This is a genomic window from Lacrimispora sphenoides JCM 1415 (assembly GCF_900105615.1).
Taxonomy (GTDB): Bacteria; Bacillota; Clostridia; order Lachnospirales; family Lachnospiraceae; genus Lacrimispora; species Lacrimispora sphenoides.
In genome coordinates this window covers 2,010,435-2,022,907 of record NZ_LT630003.1, presented here as the reverse complement: position 1 = coordinate 2,022,907, position 12,473 = coordinate 2,010,435, and the positions used below count along the sequence as shown (strand labels likewise).

Sequence of the window (12,473 nt, the reverse complement as noted above, 5' to 3'; positions counted from 1 at the left end):
GCCTATGCCTGGAATGGATGGGGGATGGCAAAGTCGTCGTCAAGTTCAGCCAGGATGAGCCGGAAGATCTTTACGTGACAAAGCTCATCTGCAATGATCCTGTTTAAAATTGACTTGATTCGGCAATCGTCGATCCATTGGGCCTGGAACTGGTATTTCCGGATAGCTTCCAGTTCACTTTCCAAAGCGTTGGCAACCAAGGGGCCGATCCGGGTGGGATAGCGGTTGCAGGCGGGGGTCCAATACCTTAATCGTCCGCTTTGATAGCTCCAAAGCCTGGGGTCAGCGCCCAACATGATGGACAGTTCGCCAAAGGTATTAAGATGATGCATTTCAACAATGCTGATTTTATGGAAACATTCTGCTATATCAAAGAAGAAGTTTCTCGTAATCATGCTGTTGTAAATATAAAGGCTGATTGCAGACATTTCGGAATTGCAATCGCCTATGTTGGAAAGCATAGCGGCGGCATACGCTTTATTTTGAGATATGATCTCTATGGGAGGCCAGGGATCTTTGTCGGCAAAAACAAGAGCTGATAAATCCATATAATACCCTCATTTCAATTTATTCTATTAAAAATATATCCGCCAGATGGTAGAGTATGACTTAAAAACACAGGAAGATGGAGGAACGAAGGACATGGACTGCAAAGAGAAATTCAGGAAAACAGTAGAAGACTTTTTACCATATAACGAGCAGGAAGAAAGGGATAAGCAGTTGCTGCTTCAATATCTCGCGTCAGGAGAAGCCATATTTTCCCGTGAAAGTTTAGGCGCCCATATGTCGGCGTCAGCTTGGGTGGTGAATCAGTCCTGTGATAAGGTTCTTATGGCCTATCATAACATCTATGATTCCTGGGCATGGACCGGAGGCCATGTAGATGGGGAAATGGATCTGCTGCAAGTAGCGGTCCGGGAAGCCATGGAGGAAACCGGGATTAGGATGGTAAGACCGGTCACAGAGGACATCTTTTCCCTTGAGGTGCTGACGGTGGACGGTCATGAGAAGAGGGGAGTTTATGTTTCCTCTCACCTTCACTTAAATGTGACCTATCTTCTGGAAGCGGATGACAGGGAGGTCCTTCATAAGAAAGAGGATGAAAACAGCGCAGTGGGCTGGTTCGGTGTGGAAGAATGCTTAAAGGCAGTAAATGAGCCATGGATGAGGGAGCGAATATACCGAAAGCTGCTTGATAAAATGAGAGATATCAATTTTTAACAAAGAAATGATAATTATTTTCCATTTTACTGTTTTATTTTTCCTGATTATGATTTATAATAGAGGAATCAAATGAATAAAGTTTTGCCAAATAAGACAGCGAGGTGGTAGATATGAAGATTATTTACGCAATCGTCAGCTCAGATGATGGAAACAGGGTGACTGATGTGCTGAATGAACACCAGTTCAGCGTGACAAAACTTGCCACAACAGGTGGTTTCTTAAAGAAAGGAAACTCTACATTAATGATCGGTACGGATGACGGACAGGTAGAGGAAGTCATCACTCTGATTAAAGATACCTGCGGAAAACGCCAAAAAATTACCTGCAATGTTCCGGCGCCAAATATCGCGTCTGTATCAGCCGGATATATGATGATGCCGATGACAGTGGAACTTGGCGGAGCTACCATATTTGTAACTGACGTAGAACGATTTGAAAAGATTTGATGAACCGGCAAAGGGATTGCAGAGCAATCCCTTTTCGTAACTGCTGGAATGAATAAGCCGGAGAATAATAGGAGGTGTGTCTTTGAAACTGGATGAGAGGACAAAAAACATGCTGGTGGCAGAGGCTTACGAAGCTCAGAAAATGGCTTATGTACCTTATTCTGATTTTTGCGTTGGAGCGGCCCTGCTGGCAAAGAACGGTACGGTCTACCGTGGCTGCAACATTGAAAATGCATCCTTTACGCCCACGAACTGTGCAGAGCGTACTGCGTTTTTTAAAGCAGTCTCAGAGGGAGTCGCGGAATTTGATGCAATAGCCATTGTGGGGAATAAAAGGGGTGAAAAGGGAGAACTATGTGCTCCCTGCGGGGTTTGCAGGCAGGTAATGGCCGAATTCTGTGATCCTGATGAATTTAAGATTATTCTGGGCGCGGGAGAGGAGTTTTCCGTCTATACCTTAAAAGAACTGCTCCCTTTAGGGTTTACAAAAAAGAATTTGAAATCCTGAATGCCCGAAAAAGGAAGGTAAAAAGCGGGACGGATAAGTATAAGGGAGGTTTTTGAGTGTCATGAGAATGTATGATGTAATTGCAAAAAAGCGGAACGGGGAACCTTTGACGGAGGAAGAGATCCGCTTTATGATCAACGACTACGTAAAAGGGGATATCCCGGATTATCAGATGTCTGCCATGCTGATGGCCATTTATTTTAAGGGAATGAGCGATGAAGAAACAGCCATTCTCACGGATGCGGTGGCTCATTCCGGTGATATGGTGGACTTATCGCCCATCCAGGGAGTGAAAGTAGATAAGCACTCCACCGGAGGAGTGGGGGATAAGACGACTCTGGTGGTAGCGCCAATTGTGGCCGCCTGCGGGGTCAAGGTTGCGAAGATGTCAGGCCGCGGTCTGGGCCATACCGGAGGAACCGTTGATAAAATGGAATCCATACCGGGAATGCGTACTGTCCTGACGGAGGAAGAGTTTTTTCAAGTGGTCAATACCGCCGGTCTTTCCGTTATTGGGCAGTCCGGAAATCTGGCTCCAGCGGATAAAAAACTCTATGCTCTTCGGGATGTGACTGCAACCGTGGACAGCATTCCCTTAATTGCCGCTTCCATTATGAGCAAAAAACTGGCAGCAGGGAATGACTGTATTCTTCTGGATGTGAAGACAGGCAGCGGAGCATTTATGAAGACCCTGGAAGACTCCATCACACTGGCGGAGAAGATGGTAGCGATCGGGGAGCACGCAGGAAAGAGAACCATGGCTCTCATAACGAATATGGACATTCCTTTAGGAAGTCTGATCGGCAACAGCCTGGAAGTCATTGAAGCAGTGGAAACTCTTCATGGAAGAGGGCCTGAGGATTTAAGGACAGTTTGCTTAAGCCTGGCTGCCGGTATGCTCTATCTGGCAGGAAAAGGGAGAATGGAAGAATGCCGGGCTATGGCAGAAGGAGCCATTGCCGACGGAAGTGCTTTGGCACGGCTTATTGCCATGGTGGAAGCTCAGGGAGGAGACTCTTCGGTGATCAGAGACACTTCACTTTTTGCCAGAGCAGCCTTTGAAAGGGAAGTGAAAGCCTTAGAGAACGGCTATATCACCCATATGAATACAGAGCAGTGCGGGATTGCATCTTCGCTTTTAGGAGCCGGCAGAGTTACGAAGGAAAGCGTGATTGATTATACGGCTGGAATCGCCCTTAAGAAAAAGGTAGGCCAGAAGGTGGAAGAGGGAGAGACCATTGCCGTGCTTTATGCCTCAAAGGATGATCTGTTTGCGGCTTCAGAAGAGGAATTTTTAAAGGCAGTCTCCATAAGCAGTCAAAAGCCGGAGGCAGAACCCTTAATTTATGCCAGCGTTACCAAAGAAGGCGTAAAACGCCTGAAAGAATAGAAAGGTAGGAAAAAATAATGACAGATTTAGAAATGTTAAGCTACGTAGACCACACACAGTTAAAGGCGTTTGCTACTTGGGAGGACATTGAGGAGCTTTGTAAGGAAGCTGTGGAATATAAAACCGCTTCCGTGTGCATCCCACCATGCTATATCAGCCGGGTACATGAACAATTTCCAGGCCTTAATATCTGTACCGTGGTCGGATTTCCTCTGGGCTACAGTGTGACAGAATCAAAGGTCCTTGAGACAAAAAAAGCCATTGAAGACGGAGCTTCTGAGGTGGATATGGTAGTAAATATCAGCGATGTGAAAAATGGAGACTACGACAAGGTAGAAAAGGAAATCGCAGAACTGAAAAGAGCAACCGGCGAAAACATCTTAAAGGTCATCATCGAGGCCTGTTATCTTACAGAGGAAGAGAAGATCGCTATGTGCAAGGCAGTTACGGAAGCCGGAGCTGACTATATTAAGACTTCCACCGGATTCGGTACCGGGGGTGCGACTCTTGAAGATATAGAGTTATTTAAAAAGCACATCGGTCCCGATGTAAAGATAAAAGCGGCCGGCGGGGTCAGAACCCTTGAGGATTTAAGGGCTTTCATTGAAGCTGGATGCAGCCGTGTGGGTGCCAGTGCAGCTGTTAAGCTGGCAGCGCAGAAACAGTAAGTTATTTCAGGATAATAAAATATTCTTTCAACGCTCCAAAAGCAGCACACTTACAAATGTCTGAATTTTGGGGCGTTTTCTAATTATTTTTATACAATTTCCACAAGTAATAGCAAGGTGTTCTCTGGCTAAATTTCACGAAAATATTTAAATAAATAAAAAACACTGACAAAAAATTTTTAAAGTGTTAGACTTAAGATATAGAAATCGTAACTTATGTATCAAAGTGTTGGCATTCAGGCAGGAGGAATAATTATGTTTCAGGTAAATGATCTAGTAGTATTCGGAACCCATGGAATATGCAGGGTAGAGGCGATAGGGAGCCTTAACATGTCCGCAGTGGATGAGGACCGCCTTTACTATACGCTGAAACCTCTTTATGAGGCACAGCAATGTGTTGTTTATACGCCCGTAGACAATCTAAAAGCACCCATGAGAGAAGTATCTACCAGAGAAGAGGCCATAGAGCTGATTAATCTGATTCCCGATACTCCAACCACGTGGGTGCTTGACGAAAGGCAACGGGAAGGAAGCTATAAGGATATCATGATGAAAAATGAGTGTTCAGGCTGGCTTCAGATCATCAAAACACTATATTTAAGGAAACAGAAGGGGCTGGTAGAAGGTAAGAAAAATTCGGCAAAGGATGAATTCTATTTTAAGATGGCAGAAGATCTGCTTTACGGTGAACTTGCGGTAGCTTTAGAATTGGAACCAGCCGTAGTGAAAGACATGGTGGTGACAAGGGTGAGTGCTGAGTAAAAAAGAAACGGAATTTAACTGCAATCTCATATATCGCATTCATCTGCTGAAATGCCTTGTTCCGCTGTTATAAATTGCAAAAGCGTATGATCGGAAGACTTATAGGAATGAGAGGTATGAAACAATTATGATATGTAAGATAGATAATCATTCTGTTTACTATAAAGAAATTGGTTCGGGAAAACCAATCCTTTGTATTCATGGGTTTCCAGAGGATCATAGAACAATGCTCGGGTGTGTTGAACCTATCATGGAGTCTTTGGATCATTATCGCAGGATTTATATTGATTTGCCAGGATTTGGCAGTTCAGAGATGAATCCGGGTATAAAAAATGCAGATGATATGTTAACTTTTGTGATTAATTTTATAAAAGAGGTCATTAAAGATGAAAGCTTTTTATTAGTTGGCCAGTCTTATGGCGGGTATTTATCATTGGGGCTGATGTCAAAAGCGAATCTAAATATCAGTGGGGTATTCTTATTGTGTCCTTGTGTAATAAGTAAACATGAAAACCGTAATCGTGCGCAAAAAGAAATTCTTGTTATAGAGCAGGATTTAAAACCTGAAGCTAGTGAGAAAGATGAATTTCAGGATTTTATGGATTATGCGGTTGTTGCTACAACTAAAACATGGGAAAGATATAAAAGCGAAATCATGCCTGGTCTAAAAGATGCTGACATAGATTTCGTTAATACATACCAAAAAGATGGATATGGTTTTTCTTTTGAAGCATCGTTAAAAGATATAAACTTCAACAAACCTATTGTTGTATTAACAGGAAAACAGGATAATTGTGTTGGTTATGAAGATACATGGGGATTAGTAAAGCATTTACCGCGTTTGACCTTCCTGTGTCTTGATAAAGCAGGGCATAATCTGCAAATAGAAAATAAACCATTGTTTGATTTGCATTTTCATGATTGGCTAAATAACTGTAATTAAGTAGTTCATTTGCAATTCTGCTTGCAGGAATTATATTAGGAACCCTATCGAAAAAGCCGGTTTTTTTCCAAGATCCTATATGATGATTTGGGTTGCAATGACATTCCTTTCCCCTCTTATGGCTTTTATTTGTTGGTATGCAAAAGGAGAGAGGATTATTTCAATTATTATTGCAGCTTCAATTTTAATGTTTATGACCAGACAAACATTTGTCTGTGGTCTTTGGTATCTTGACATTAAATATATCTTAGAATTATTTTTATGGGCAGGTATATTATTTATCTTATATCAAACTCCGAAACAAATCACTAAGGTGGTTATAATAGGTTTAATTTGCTTTGGGGAATGTTATAGTTTTATTTGATTCATGAAATTTGCTAAACAACTCAAAATGAGCGTATTACCGAGCCAATAAATAGATTATGTATAGGAAACTACTAGCTATCAGTAATTAAGTTAGTAGTTTTTTTAACAATTTAATCTCATCAAGTAAGTCACCCGCTTAGTTTTTCCGGTAAAATAAATATTGAAGTGTATATATTGGAGGGAACGTATGATCTTAGAAACTAAAAGATTAAAGGCTAAAGAAATGACGCAAAACGATTTTGTAAACTTAGCTTCTATGTTGCAGGATGATGAGGTTATGTATGCATACGAGCACCAATTTACCGATGAAGACGTTCAAGTATGGCTCGATCGAAATATCGACCGCTATCGGAAATATGGTTTTGGGCTGTGGGGAATATCTTTAAAGGAGTCTGATGAATTCATAGGAAATGCTGGTTTATCATATCAAAACGTAGAAGGAGAATTGGTTCTTGAGCTTGGATATCTACTCAAAAAGAAGTTCTGGAAACAAGGATATGCGGGTGAAATTACAGCAGAAATAATAAGATATGTATTTGAAGTTTTGAAAGAAAAAGAAATCTATTCAGTCATCAAATCGGATAATTCAGCTTCGATAAAAATTGCTGAGCGAAATGGCATGAATAAGGTCAAAGAGTTTTATACAACATACTACAACGGTGAGATGCTGCATTACCTGTATAAGTTAAGTGTTTAAATATCAATTTAACCTAATCAAGCAGCGAAGTGGATTGCGAATATACGATTGACTAATAGTAAAATGGTGCTAAGATAATATAGGATTCGTAGCTTTTGAGTTCCTGTTGCTAAAAGTGTTTCATGATATTATGTTAAATTATTATGGATCATGGATATATTTTATTTACAGTAAAGGAGAAATAAATGGGTAAATTGTTTTTCAGATATGGTGCAATGGGAAGTTCTAAGACGGCTAACGCACTAATGACAAGATATAACTTTTTAGAAAAGGGAAAAAACGTTTTATTAATAAAACCTGATTTAGAAACCAGGGACGAAAAAACGAAAATCAGATCAAGAATCGGGCTGGAAGCAGATTGCATTTTATGGTCTGAATTCAAATATGAGGATTATAATTCAATCAAAGAATTGGATGCGATCATTGTGGATGAGGTACAATTTCTTTCTGAAAATGATATTGAACAGCTTTCTAAGATTGTAGATGAATACGATATTTCAGTTTTCTGTTATGGCCTTAGAACGGATTTTACATCCCACCTTTTTCCCGGATCCAAACGTTTGATGGAACTGGCAGATGAAATTGAGGAACTTAAGACGGTCTGCTGGTGCGGGAATAGTGCCAATATGAATGCCAGGATTGATAAAGATGGAAATGTAATCAGAGAAGGACAGCAAATATTAATGGGGGCAAATGATAAATACATTTCATTGTGCCGTAAACACTATAAAGAAGGTAAAATCAGGCAATAGTTTATACTAAATCTTATGCTTATTAAAAGCCGGGGCGATGGCCCCGGTAAATAACACATTTTTCCACTGCTTTATATTCATGGAGCAGTATCGTAAATGGCTATTTCCAGCCAGTTTTCCCACATACCATTGTTCTTGCAACATATCACATAATACCCTTAACTGCTGCAATACCTGTTGAAGCACTCGGATTATTATTTATGTTTTATTAAAATAATTATTATTAAAAAAGGATTGACTAAAATTATTTTATAAAATATAATGAAATTAACCAAAAAGAAATGCATATTGATACATTACTTGTACAATGTGCGCCCAAGGAGGAGGTATATTTTATGTTTAAGCAGCTTCAAAAATTAGGTAAGGCATTTATGTTACCGATTGCCATTCTTCCGGCAGCAGGTCTCCTGTTAGGAATCGGTGGGGCAATGTCCAATCCAAACACGATCGCAGCCTATCCATTTTTGAACATTTTTGCTCTGCAGGCAATATTTACTGTTATGAGCAAGGCTGGGGAAGTGGTGTTTGGAAATCTGTCGTTAATCATGTGTATTGGTCTGGCAGTGGGGCTTGCAAAAAAAGATAAAGGAACGGCGGGTCTGGCAGCTGCGGTTGCGTTTCTTGTTATGAATGCATCGATTGGTGCACTGCTGTCAGTCTTTAAACCGGATGGAAACACAATAGATACCGGAGTCGTAGGCTCTATTGTTATTGGTTGTATGGTTACCTATTTTCATAACCGGTACCGCGATATACAGCTGCCTCCGTTTCTTGGATTTTTCGGAGGATCACGTTTTATACCGATTATATCCTCTTTTGCAGCAATTTTTATCGGTGTAATATTTTTCCTGATCTGGCCTCCTTTTCAGTCATTGTTGATCTCCAGCGGTCAGACCATTGCAAGTATGGGAGTTTTTGGAACTTTCCTGTATGGATTTTTGATGAGGCTTTGCGGAGCAGTGGGTCTGCATCATATGATTTACCCTATGTTCTGGTATACGGAATTGGGGGGAGTTGCTACTGTGGCGGGCCAGGAGATTGCAGGTGCTCAAAAGATATTCTTTGCCCAGCTGGCTGATCCTAATTTTACAGGAATGTATACCGAGGGTACACGGTTCTTTGCAGGCCGTTTTGATACGATGATTTTTGGCTTACCTGCTGCATGCCTTGCAATGTATCACTGTGTTCCCCAAAAACGCCGTAAATTAGTATTCGGTTTATTCTTCTCGGCAGCCCTTACATCATTTTTAACCGGTATTACAGAACCCATTGAATTCATGTTTCTGTTTGTAGCTCCTTGGCTGTATGTGATTCACGCATTTTTAGATGGTCTCTCTTTTGCGATTGCCGATCTTTTAAGCGTTCGTATCGGCAACACATTTTCCGGCGGAATCATTGATTTTACCTTATTTGGAGTCCTGCAGGGCAATGCAAGGACTCACTGGATTTATGTGGTAGTGGTGGGAGTATTCTGGGCGGTTCTGTATTATGTGCTGTTCCGTTTCCTGATCACAAAGTTTAACATTCCGACTCCAGGCCGCGAGGCAGGAGAAGAAGATGAGGTAAATGTAGAGACAAAGGGTACAATCGCTGAAACGGCGGTTCGAGTACTAGCGGCTCTGGGCGGTAAGGAAAATATCGAAGATTGTGATGCTTGTATCACCCGTCTGCGTGTAGCGGTAAAGGATATTACCAAGGTTGACAAAGAGGCCATAAAACGGGAAGGCGCAACGGCCGTATTGGAAGTAAAAGGTGGTATTCAAGCAATATTTGGAGCGAAAGCAGATCTGATAAAATCAAAAATAAACGACATAATTGGCGAAGATTAGGGAGATGTAATACTTATGAATAGAGGTTTAATTGTATCCTGTCAGGCGCTTCCGGAGGAACCCCTGCACAGTTCATTTATCATGGGGCGTATGGCTCTGGCAGCAAAAGAAGGAGGCGCAGTCGGTATTCGCGCAAACAGCGTGGAAGATATTGAAGAAATCAAGAAACATGTGGATCTTCCGATTATCGGGATTATCAAAAAGGTATATGAGGAAGGCAAACCTTACATCACACCCACATTTGCAGAAGTAGATGCACTGGTTCGGACCGGTGTTGATGTAGTCGCCGTAGATGCTACCATAAATCAGGATGTGGATTTTTTATATAAGCTACATGAAAAATATCCTCATCAAAAATTTATGGCTGACATTTCAACGGAAGAAGAGGGGCTGCGTGCTGACGAGATTGGTTTTGATTTTGTGGGTCTGACATTGCTGGGATATACGCCTCAGTCTCAAGGTCTGGATAAATTTCAGGTGCTTCAGTCTTTGATTGCGAAATGTAAACACCCAGTAATTGCAGAAGGAAATTTCAGCACCCCGAATCAGGCAGCAAAGGCGATTGAATCAGGAGCTTACGCAGTCGTTGTGGGAACTGCAATTACACGCCCCCAATGCATCACACGCGGATTTGCTGAGGCAGTATCAAAGGTTTTTAATTAAAAAAATTCATCCCTTCCTGTTTCCTCTAAAATCTTTTCGTTTTTATTAAAAGGTGATATAATAAGAACACTTTATTAATATGGGTTCAGTTTTTCACAAATTAAAGACGAAAGTATAAGAGGTACAATATGGATATTCTTTCATCAATTCAAAAGAAATATAATACGTTTACTGATAAAGAACGAAGTATCGCTGATTACATTTTGAAGGAAGGCAATAATATTCGGAATATGAATATCTCTGTTCTTGCAGCTACCGTGGGAGTTTCTGACGGCACAATTACCCGTTTCTGCAAAAAGGTAGGACAAAAGTCTTTTGCAGAACTGAAAATCCAGCTTGGCAGCGCAGGGGCAGGAAACAAGATTGCTCACTCAGATGATCTTGTTTCTCAGGTTTATGATTTTTATAAGACCGTAATTGAACATTCCAACCAGATGATAGATAGAAAAGCATTGGAGTACCTGGCAGACCAGATTGCAGCGGCAGGAAATATCTATATATTCGGAGTGGGATCATCGGGGCTCACTGCCTGTGAAACCATGCTCCGCCTGTCACGTATGGGATTTCATGTACAGAGCGTAACAGATTCTCATTTGATGGTAATATACAGCTCAATTTTAGGCCCCGGTGATCTGGTAATTGCAATTTCCATATCCGGTGAAACCGCGGAAGTAATCAATGCTGTCAGGGCGGCAAAACAAAATGGAGCAAAGCTCATAGGTCTGACCAGTTTTACCAACAGCACGATCGCACAGTGCGCTGATTTTTGTTTTCCCGTAGTAAATCCTTTGTTTGTTGATCAGGAAAGGTTTGTAAACAGTCAGTTATCTACTCTTTATACGATCGATCTTCTTTGTCTGATTCTTCTAAAGGATGAGGCCCGAAAGAAAAAGATGAATATTACGGTAGAAACCATTGTGAAACAGTCTCATTTAAAATAGCCTGCTCATAAAAAGCAGCAGTTTCTCTCATATGGAAACCAGCGGCGGCTTTGAATTCCCATTTCAAAGCCGCCGCTGGTTTTTTGCATATTGTAAGACAAAAAGGAGATAATAGACCAAAATAAGGATTGGAGAAATATGGTTTCACGAGTGATACCATGATAAAAATATGGAAAAAACACTGGCATTTCACGATCTTTTCATCATTTTGTGCGGTATCGTAATGGGTACTATTGCGCGGGCTATTACACTTCGTATTGATACCCGTCAAAATCCCAGTTATCCTACCGGTGGCTTCATTAACATTGTGATAGGCATTCTGGCTTCTTCTCTGGGGGCTGTTGCAATTCCCTCCCTGTTAAATAAAGAATTTACGGCCGTAACTTTTATTGCCTTAGCCATCCAGCACTTCCGTGATGTGAGAAAAACAGAAAAAGAAAGCCTTGAGGATCTGGAAAAAACGGAATATTCAAAAAGAGGAGCTGCCTATATTGATGGCATTGCCAAAACCTATGAATCCAGAAATTATTTATCCCTGCTTACTTCCCTGTTTGTAGTATTGGTTTTAAGTATTGTATCTGTTGACAGTTTGGTCATAAACATGATAGGTGCCGCAGCCAGCGGTTTTGGTATGATTTATTTCCTGACAAGAATAACAAAAGGCAAATGCATCGGTGACATCTGCAACATAAGGGAAGGAAAAATAACAATAGACCATTCAGATCTGTTTGTAAATGGCATGTATGTTACCAATGTACTGGGAACTGAGAGAAGCCGGGATTTGTTTTTAAAAGAAGGGATCGGCATTGTTATAGAGCCCAAAAATGATAAATTCAGAATCACGGTTGAGAATTATGGGCAGAGGCAGGCCATGCTTTTTGAGGCTACCCGGACCTTTGGCGTAAAACGGTACAGTTTTACCCGGAAAAATTATAAAAATGGAGCGTTGTTATTGGCTTTTGTTCCAATAATCCGTGATCCTGATGCCATCATAGACGTAATTAAAAAGACGCCAGTACTGGAAAGCAGCAGAAAAATCACTACAATTATGGATATAGATATAGGAGGAAATATCAATGGGGAAAAGTAATCCGGAGATAATGGTTTATATAACAGATAACAAAGAAAGAATCATATCAGGTGATCCTTTGACCCTTTATATCCCGGATTCCAAGGAGCGGGAAATATGTCTGACTGATTTAGGAAAAGCTCTTCGGGCGGATGTGGTTCAGCTGAAAAACGGTGATCATGTATTAATCAGCAGGTAGAATTTTGCAGGAGGCA

The 12,473-nt window shown here is 41.1% G+C and carries 17 protein-coding genes; 15 read left to right on the top strand and 2 right to left on the bottom strand.

Annotated elements, in window-relative coordinates:
- Nucleotides 1–2: 2 nt before the first annotated feature.
- On the bottom strand, nucleotides 3–548 hold the full coding sequence (locus tag BMX69_RS09050) for a ferritin-like domain-containing protein (protein ID WP_054790950.1): 546 nt from the start codon (nucleotides 546–548) through the stop codon (nucleotides 3–5).
- A 94-nt stretch (nucleotides 549–642) separates the two neighbouring features.
- Between BMX69_RS09050 and BMX69_RS09045 the strand changes: the two genes are divergently transcribed.
- The 10 genes from BMX69_RS09045 to BMX69_RS09005 all read left to right on the top strand — a co-directional run bounded on the left by BMX69_RS09045 (nucleotide 643) and on the right by BMX69_RS09005 (nucleotide 7,756).
- Complete coding sequence (locus BMX69_RS09045) at nucleotides 643–1,221, top strand: NUDIX hydrolase (RefSeq protein ID WP_100042172.1); 579 nt, start codon at nucleotides 643–645, stop codon at nucleotides 1,219–1,221.
- A gap of 113 nt (nucleotides 1,222–1,334) precedes the next feature.
- Nucleotides 1,335–1,670 carry a cyclic-di-AMP receptor gene (locus BMX69_RS09040; protein WP_013271785.1) on the top strand — a complete coding sequence of 112 codons (336 nt, stop codon included), beginning with the start codon at nucleotides 1,335–1,337 and terminating at the stop codon, nucleotides 1,668–1,670.
- An 88-nt stretch (nucleotides 1,671–1,758) separates the two neighbouring features.
- Entirely contained in the window at nucleotides 1,759–2,178 is a 420-nt protein-coding gene (locus BMX69_RS09035) for a cytidine deaminase (protein ID WP_330387727.1), read from the top strand.
- Between the two features lie 61 nt (nucleotides 2,179–2,239).
- A complete protein-coding gene (locus BMX69_RS09030) occupies nucleotides 2,240–3,568 on the top strand; it encodes a pyrimidine-nucleoside phosphorylase (RefSeq protein ID WP_100042171.1) in 1,329 nt (442 codons plus the stop codon).
- 17 nt (nucleotides 3,569–3,585) lie between these two features.
- Complete coding sequence (deoC, locus tag BMX69_RS09025; protein WP_054790951.1) at nucleotides 3,586–4,236, top strand: deoxyribose-phosphate aldolase; 651 nt, start codon at nucleotides 3,586–3,588, stop codon at nucleotides 4,234–4,236.
- Nucleotides 4,237–4,491: 255 nt separating this feature from the next.
- Nucleotides 4,492–4,998, top strand: a complete 507-nt coding sequence (locus tag BMX69_RS09020) for a CarD family transcriptional regulator (protein WP_100042170.1) — start codon at nucleotides 4,492–4,494, stop codon at nucleotides 4,996–4,998.
- Between the two features lie 127 nt (nucleotides 4,999–5,125).
- A complete protein-coding gene (locus BMX69_RS09015) occupies nucleotides 5,126–5,941 on the top strand; it encodes an alpha/beta fold hydrolase (protein ID WP_054790952.1) in 816 nt (271 codons plus the stop codon).
- A 79-nt stretch (nucleotides 5,942–6,020) separates the two neighbouring features.
- Entirely contained in the window at nucleotides 6,021–6,305 is a 285-nt protein-coding gene (locus BMX69_RS24415; protein WP_054790953.1) for a hypothetical protein, read from the top strand.
- 189 nt (nucleotides 6,306–6,494) lie between these two features.
- Nucleotides 6,495–7,004: a GNAT family N-acetyltransferase gene (locus tag BMX69_RS09010; RefSeq protein ID WP_054790954.1), complete on the top strand. Its 510-nt coding sequence runs from the start codon at nucleotides 6,495–6,497 to the stop codon at nucleotides 7,002–7,004.
- Nucleotides 7,005–7,189: 185 nt separating this feature from the next.
- On the top strand, nucleotides 7,190–7,756 hold the full coding sequence (locus BMX69_RS09005; protein ID WP_054790955.1) for a thymidine kinase: 567 nt from the start codon (nucleotides 7,190–7,192) through the stop codon (nucleotides 7,754–7,756).
- 6 nt (nucleotides 7,757–7,762) lie between these two features.
- Here BMX69_RS09005 and BMX69_RS24410 read toward each other — a convergent pair whose 3' ends face one another.
- A complete protein-coding gene (locus tag BMX69_RS24410) occupies nucleotides 7,763–7,900 on the bottom strand; it encodes a hypothetical protein (protein WP_166433185.1) in 138 nt (45 codons plus the stop codon).
- Nucleotides 7,901–8,091: 191 nt separating this feature from the next.
- Between BMX69_RS24410 and BMX69_RS09000 the strand changes: the two genes are divergently transcribed.
- The 5 genes from BMX69_RS09000 to BMX69_RS08980 all read left to right on the top strand — a co-directional run bounded on the left by BMX69_RS09000 (nucleotide 8,092) and on the right by BMX69_RS08980 (nucleotide 12,457).
- Complete coding sequence (locus BMX69_RS09000; protein ID WP_100042169.1) at nucleotides 8,092–9,585, top strand: PTS transporter subunit EIIC; 1,494 nt, start codon at nucleotides 8,092–8,094, stop codon at nucleotides 9,583–9,585.
- Between the two features lie 15 nt (nucleotides 9,586–9,600).
- Nucleotides 9,601–10,248, top strand: a complete 648-nt coding sequence (locus tag BMX69_RS08995) for an N-acetylmannosamine-6-phosphate 2-epimerase (protein ID WP_054790956.1) — start codon at nucleotides 9,601–9,603, stop codon at nucleotides 10,246–10,248.
- A gap of 128 nt (nucleotides 10,249–10,376) precedes the next feature.
- Nucleotides 10,377–11,189, top strand: coding sequence for a MurR/RpiR family transcriptional regulator (locus BMX69_RS08990; RefSeq protein WP_054790957.1), 813 nt, complete (start codon nucleotides 10,377–10,379; stop codon nucleotides 11,187–11,189).
- Nucleotides 11,190–11,358: 169 nt separating this feature from the next.
- Nucleotides 11,359–12,279 carry a YIEGIA family protein gene (locus BMX69_RS08985; protein WP_100042168.1) on the top strand — a complete coding sequence of 307 codons (921 nt, stop codon included), beginning with the start codon at nucleotides 11,359–11,361 and terminating at the stop codon, nucleotides 12,277–12,279.
- Nucleotides 12,266–12,457, top strand: coding sequence for a capping complex subunit for YIEGIA (locus tag BMX69_RS08980; RefSeq protein ID WP_025233370.1), 192 nt, complete (start codon nucleotides 12,266–12,268; stop codon nucleotides 12,455–12,457). The genes BMX69_RS08985 and BMX69_RS08980 overlap by 14 nt, the downstream gene beginning before the upstream one ends.
- Nucleotides 12,458–12,473 lie beyond the last annotated feature (16 nt).

Coding starts and splice junctions, on each gene's coding strand:
- BMX69_RS09040 (WP_013271785.1), top strand. CDS start 1,335: ATGAAGATTATTTACGCAATCGTCAGCTCAGATGATGGAAACAGGGTG.
- BMX69_RS08985 (WP_100042168.1), top strand. CDS start 11,359: ATGGAAAAAACACTGGCATTTCACGATCTTTTCATCATTTTGTGCGGT.
- BMX69_RS24415 (WP_054790953.1), top strand. CDS start 6,021: ATGATGATTTGGGTTGCAATGACATTCCTTTCCCCTCTTATGGCTTTT.
- BMX69_RS09045 (WP_100042172.1), top strand. CDS start 643: ATGGACTGCAAAGAGAAATTCAGGAAAACAGTAGAAGACTTTTTACCA.
- BMX69_RS09030 (WP_100042171.1), top strand. CDS start 2,240: ATGAGAATGTATGATGTAATTGCAAAAAAGCGGAACGGGGAACCTTTG.
- BMX69_RS09020 (WP_100042170.1), top strand. CDS start 4,492: ATGTTTCAGGTAAATGATCTAGTAGTATTCGGAACCCATGGAATATGC.
- BMX69_RS09015 (WP_054790952.1), top strand. CDS start 5,126: ATGATATGTAAGATAGATAATCATTCTGTTTACTATAAAGAAATTGGT.
- BMX69_RS08990 (WP_054790957.1), top strand. CDS start 10,377: ATGGATATTCTTTCATCAATTCAAAAGAAATATAATACGTTTACTGAT.
- BMX69_RS09000 (WP_100042169.1), top strand. CDS start 8,092: ATGTTTAAGCAGCTTCAAAAATTAGGTAAGGCATTTATGTTACCGATT.
- BMX69_RS08995 (WP_054790956.1), top strand. CDS start 9,601: ATGAATAGAGGTTTAATTGTATCCTGTCAGGCGCTTCCGGAGGAACCC.
- BMX69_RS09005 (WP_054790955.1), top strand. CDS start 7,190: ATGGGTAAATTGTTTTTCAGATATGGTGCAATGGGAAGTTCTAAGACG.
- BMX69_RS24410 (WP_166433185.1), bottom strand. CDS start 7,900: ATGTTGCAAGAACAATGGTATGTGGGAAAACTGGCTGGAAATAGCCAT.
- BMX69_RS09010 (WP_054790954.1), top strand. CDS start 6,495: ATGATCTTAGAAACTAAAAGATTAAAGGCTAAAGAAATGACGCAAAAC.
- deoC (WP_054790951.1), top strand. CDS start 3,586: ATGACAGATTTAGAAATGTTAAGCTACGTAGACCACACACAGTTAAAG.
- BMX69_RS08980 (WP_025233370.1), top strand. CDS start 12,266: ATGGGGAAAAGTAATCCGGAGATAATGGTTTATATAACAGATAACAAA.
- BMX69_RS09050 (WP_054790950.1), bottom strand. CDS start 548: ATGGATTTATCAGCTCTTGTTTTTGCCGACAAAGATCCCTGGCCTCCC.